Genomic DNA, 4,700 nt, shown 5'->3' with positions numbered 1-4,700 from the left:
GAATAGGTCAGTCGATTGGTGCCGTCGCTGGCGGCTAATTTTTCGGAATAACGCCCGGCGATCTCCCTCAGGTGATCAAAGACAGGAACGTCGGCGAAGCCAGTTCCCATCCGTTGATGCAGACGTAGAACAGGCCCGCCATGGTCAAGAGCATGATCGGGAGCTTTTAACCATCGGCAAGGGACCACCGCTTGGTAGTCAGCCTGCACCGTTTGAATCGCCCTCGAAGATTCTAAATGCGCCAGAGACATAAGGGCCCCACGCTAGGATTGTTGCCGCTTATCGCTCCGCGGCATGATCTTTTCATCAATCATTCGGATGATGCGTGAGACGGTCTTAATCGCTTGAATTATTCGAAGATGAAGAGGCCAGCCTGCGCCCGCCCGGGCTGCGGGACTACCTTACCTTACAGAGGTGTCGGGCTGCGCGCTGCTATCCGCTTTGCCAGTGCTTGAAACGAAGCAGTATGCGAACACTTCCCCTCCAAGCTCATCCGTTACACGAACCCAATTGTTTTCCCAAGTCCGCAGGGTAACCTGGCGTCCCGTTGACATAGTCGCCGCCGTGAACGGGCTGGACGCATTGACGTTACTCGCCGCGACCACGTCATCCCCCTCCATTTGTTCCACCAGGTATGTTTGCATCACTGCTCCTGACTGTGGGGCAAGGCCGGTTCAATCGCGTGTAGCTGGACAACTCCAACCGCAGGGAACGGATTTCGTTCCATGCTACAGGCAACCCTACCGCCGGAAGTCAGCCTTCAGATCGCCTGCCCTCCTGCAGGACCGTGGCCTAGCCGCTGAACGACTGGTCAGGACTGAGCTATGCTTTGGGGGAGATGGACCTCGCCCTGCGAATCCGCATACTTCTGGAAAAGTGCAATCTTGTCGGGATACGTAATCCGGATTTCGCTGTGACAGCCCTCGCAGCGATATTTGGACGCAACCTGGAACCAGCGCCCGGGTTTCAGCAAAGCCAATCCGCAGCGAGGACATTTGAACGTCATTTCAAGAGGGCATAGATTCTGACACAGCGGCATTTCGCAAAGTCCATAAGGGATACCTAATGTCAGGCAACGACAGCCGGCCGAAATCGTTCCTGGACGCCGTTCTTTTCGTCAGGCCGATGACCAGCCCCGGACGCCGGGAGATTATTGGATTATCCGCGATGCCAGATTTACTGACGCGGGCCTGAACTCAAGCGCACCCCGATTTCCGGTGGCGTAGCGCCGTTGCAGGCGTTGACTGATGTCAGCAGCTTGCAATCCGAATAAGCAAGCCCGGAGCGAGGTGGCCTCGGGGGGACGACGGGGCCGCACGGTCGACGACACGGCCTATCCGGATGCTGAAACAACGCCGCGCGCCAACCCTGTCGAACAGCACCAGTGGAACAGGCAGGACGAAAAGCGGCGCAACAGGCGGCAATACTTAAGTGTCTCGCCTATATCGTAGCTCGGGAGCTGCGATCCCGACCGAATTGATGGATATGGAAGCGCTGTTGAAGGGAACCGACGCATCCCTTGGCGAATGCGTCGGTTCCTGAAGCTTATGCGTGGCGGATTTCCGTTCCCAGCACCTTCAGACATTCGCGGATGAACGCAGCAAGCGCCGTCCAACCTTTGGCCGAAACCATTGTCCCGTCCACATAGGCCTCGGTCGGCGACAGGTCGATATAGGTGCCACCCGCCAGTGTCACCTCCGGCTCGCAGGCGCCGAGTGCCGCGACCTTCTTGCCGCGCACCACGCCGTCGACAGCGATCAGGATCTGCACGCCGTGGCAGATGGTGAAGATTGGCTTCTTGGCCTCGTGGAAATGGCGCACGATCGCCTGCACGCGCTTGTCGGTGCGGATGTATTCCGGGCCGCGGCCGCCCGCGCAGTAGACGGCATGATACTGATCGAGCTGCCTCTCGGCTTCCGAGAAAGTCTTGTTGATCAGCGCATAATGGCCGAGCTTTTCGGTGTAGGTCTGGTCGCCCTCGAAGTCGTGCAGCGAGGTCTTGATCAGATCTCCGGCGTTCTTGTCCGGGCATACCACGTGGATGGTGTGACCGACGGCTTCCATCGCTTGCTGATAGACAAAGATTTCGTATTCTTCGGTGAACTCACCGGTCAGCATCAGTATCTTTTTGCCTGGCATGGTTCTTCCTCTCAGTGTTTTGAGCTAGGCAAGGCGCAGACTGCGCCTGCCTTTCTGTGAAATCGGATAGGGTCAGAATGGCGAATCCGGAAAGTAATATTCCTTGGCGTTGGCCTGGGTGATCAACGGCGCGTCGAGCTTGACGGTGCCACGGACGGGTGCCTGGCCGATCAGGTTGGCGACTGTCATGTAGATCGCGGTCTTGATCATCGACGGCGGGTATGGCGTCTCGACCGGCGTCATGGCGTCGCCGTCGATCACTTTCTTGACGATGTCCTTCATGCCGTTGCCACCGAGCGCAAGCTTGATGTCGGTCCGCCCCGACTGCTTGACCGCCTCGAGCACGCCAAGCAGCATGTCGTCGTCATTGGCCCACACCGCATCGATATGCGGGTACTTGGCCAGATAGTCCTGCATCAGCTTGAAGGCTTCGTCGCTGTTCCAATGCGCGTACTGGATGTCGAGGACTTTCAGATCAGTGCCTTTGATCGTGTCCTGGAAGCCCTTGATGCGCTCGTCGTCGATGACGGTCGGAATGCCGCGCAACACAACGACGTCGCCCTTGCCGCCAAGCTTGTCGATCATGAACTTGGCGGTGTTGGTGCCAACCGCGATATTGTCGCCGGCGAGGTAGAGATCCTGGACGGAGGCGTCAGTCAGACCGCGATCGACGACGGTGATGAACGTGCCCATGTCCTTGATAGCCTTGACCGGCTGGGTCAGCTCTTCCGAGCTGTAAGGCAGGATCACCAGAGCATCCAGCTTGCGGCTGGCCGACAGGTCCTCAAGCGCGCTGACCTGCTCCGCCGCGGACGGCGACGTCTTCACGACCACTTCGACGTTCGGGAACGCGGCGTTGATTTCCTTGGCCGCCGCTTGTGCGTGGTAGACGATGCCCGCTGTCCAACCGTGGTCAGCGGCCGGTATCGACACCGCGATGACCTTCTTGTCTTGCGCCATGGCCTGGCCGGCCAGCAGCAGCGCGCCAAGTGTCGCTGCCGCAATCCATTTTCTACTGAACATTGTCTTCTCCCTTGGACCTACAAGAACGTTAATCCGCGTGGTCCGGACGCGGCGCTATTTCGAATTCGAAAACCGCTGGATGAGCATGGCGATGATGATGATGACGCCTTGAACAGCGGCAACGAGGTATTCGGAGACGAAGTCTGACAGCACCATGAGGTTGGCGATGAGTTCCAGGATGACGGCGCCGGCGACTGTCCCCCACACATGGCCCTTGCCGCCGCGCAATGCGGTGCCGCCAATCACCACGGCGGTGATGACCTGCAGTTCCCAAAGCTGTCCGGTTGTCGGCGTTGCGGCGCCCAGGCGCGGCACGTAGCAGATCGCGGCAATCGCCACACAGACACCCTGGACGATATAGGCCACGGTCCGTGTCCTGATCACCGAGATGCCGGAATAACGGGCGACATCCTCATTGGCGCCGACCGCCGCACATTTGCGCCCATATTTCATCTTGTAAAGGATGAAGGATGCGACCGCGGCGACTGCGACGGATATGAGGATTGGAACCGGGATCCCGCCGACCGTGCCGAAATAGACAGGCCGGTAGGCCTCGCGCAACGACCTGTCGATCGGTATCGTGCCGCCATCGGTCAGATAGGTTATCAGCGCCCGGAAAATCCCCATCGTGCCCAGCGTGGCGATAAACGGTTCGATCCTGCCGACCGTGACGATGAGCCCGTTGGCAAGCCCGCACAGGAGGCCGACCAGGATCGCAACCGCCATACCGGCGGGAATAGCCCAGATGCCGGCATGCGGCGCCACCGCGTTCATGAACATGATGGTGATGCCGGTGATGAAGGCGGCCATCGAGCCGACGGAAAGATCGAGCCCCCCCGACGAGATCACAAATGTCGCGCCGACCGCGATAATGGCGATGAAGGCGCTGCGGGTGATGACGTTGGCGAGGTTGGTGGCGGACAGGAAATCGGGGTTGATGAGGTAACCGGCCACCAGCAGAGCTGCCAGCGCAAGAAAAGGCCCGATATCGGTCCAACTGATGTTGAGATCGAGGGGGCGACGCCTGGGTGCGGATTCGCTCATGACAGCCATTTTGTGCCTCCCTTGGCTTTTGGCCCTGGCTTGGGGCCACTAGTCGCCAGTACCGCCACATTGCTTTCGGTCATTTCGGCGCCACTGACCTCGCCGGTGATGCGGCCTTCGCGCATCACCAGGATGCGGTCGCAGATGCCGATCAATTCCTGCATCTCCGAAGAGATGACGATGCAGGCCTTGCCCTTGGCCACAAGCTCCTGGATGAAGGCATAGATCTGCGCCTTGTTGGCGATGTCGATGCCACGCGTGGGCTCGTCGATAATGACCACCGAAGGATCGGTCAGCAGCACCTTCGCCAGCAGCAGCTTCTGCTGATTGCCCCCGGAAAGCTGGGCCGCTTTGGCGCCGAGGCTCTTCAGCCTGATGTCATATGTCTCCACGGCCTGTTCCAGGGCTTGCGCTTCGCGGCGCCGACCCATCGAGAGGCCGGGATGGAACACATCGAGCGCCGACAGCGTCAGGTTAGGCGCCAAGTGCTCTTG

General features: G+C 59.5%; 5 protein-coding genes. All 5 read right to left on the bottom strand.

All coding sequences use genetic code 11. The features are described from left to right. Positions 1-251: hypothetical protein (locus EN914_RS38755; protein ID WP_206527230.1), on the bottom strand; the 251-nt coding region annotated here is incomplete at its 3' end. Between the two features lie 1,294 nt (positions 252-1,545). Next, positions 1,546-2,139: a DJ-1/PfpI family protein gene (locus EN914_RS24775; RefSeq protein ID WP_013533129.1), complete on the bottom strand. Its 594-nt coding sequence runs from the start codon at positions 2,137-2,139 to the stop codon at positions 1,546-1,548. Between the two features lie 72 nt (positions 2,140-2,211). Continuing rightward, positions 2,212-3,162: a substrate-binding domain-containing protein gene (locus EN914_RS24770; protein WP_013533130.1), complete on the bottom strand. Its 951-nt coding sequence runs from the start codon at positions 3,160-3,162 to the stop codon at positions 2,212-2,214. A gap of 54 nt (positions 3,163-3,216) precedes the next feature. Then, entirely contained in the window at positions 3,217-4,215 is a 999-nt protein-coding gene (locus tag EN914_RS24765; RefSeq protein ID WP_024502420.1) for an ABC transporter permease, read from the bottom strand. Further along, positions 4,203-4,700 (bottom strand): ATP-binding cassette domain-containing protein (locus tag EN914_RS24760; protein WP_164778886.1); only part of this gene is annotated, 498 nt, incomplete at its 5' end. The genes EN914_RS24765 and EN914_RS24760, both read right to left, overlap by 13 nt.

Source organism: Mesorhizobium sp. M7A.F.Ca.CA.001.08.2.1, from assembly GCF_003998455.1.
In the GTDB taxonomy this organism is placed as follows: domain Bacteria; phylum Pseudomonadota; class Alphaproteobacteria; order Rhizobiales; family Rhizobiaceae; genus Mesorhizobium; species Mesorhizobium ciceri.
This window is presented reverse-complemented; position numbering and strand designations above follow the sequence as displayed.

Coding starts and splice junctions, on each gene's coding strand:
- EN914_RS24775 (WP_013533129.1), bottom strand. CDS start 2,139: ATGCCAGGCAAAAAGATACTGATGCTGACCGGTGAGTTCACCGAAGAA.
- EN914_RS24770 (WP_013533130.1), bottom strand. CDS start 3,162: ATGTTCAGTAGAAAATGGATTGCGGCAGCGACACTTGGCGCGCTGCTG.
- EN914_RS24765 (WP_024502420.1), bottom strand. CDS start 4,215: ATGGCTGTCATGAGCGAATCCGCACCCAGGCGTCGCCCCCTCGATCTC.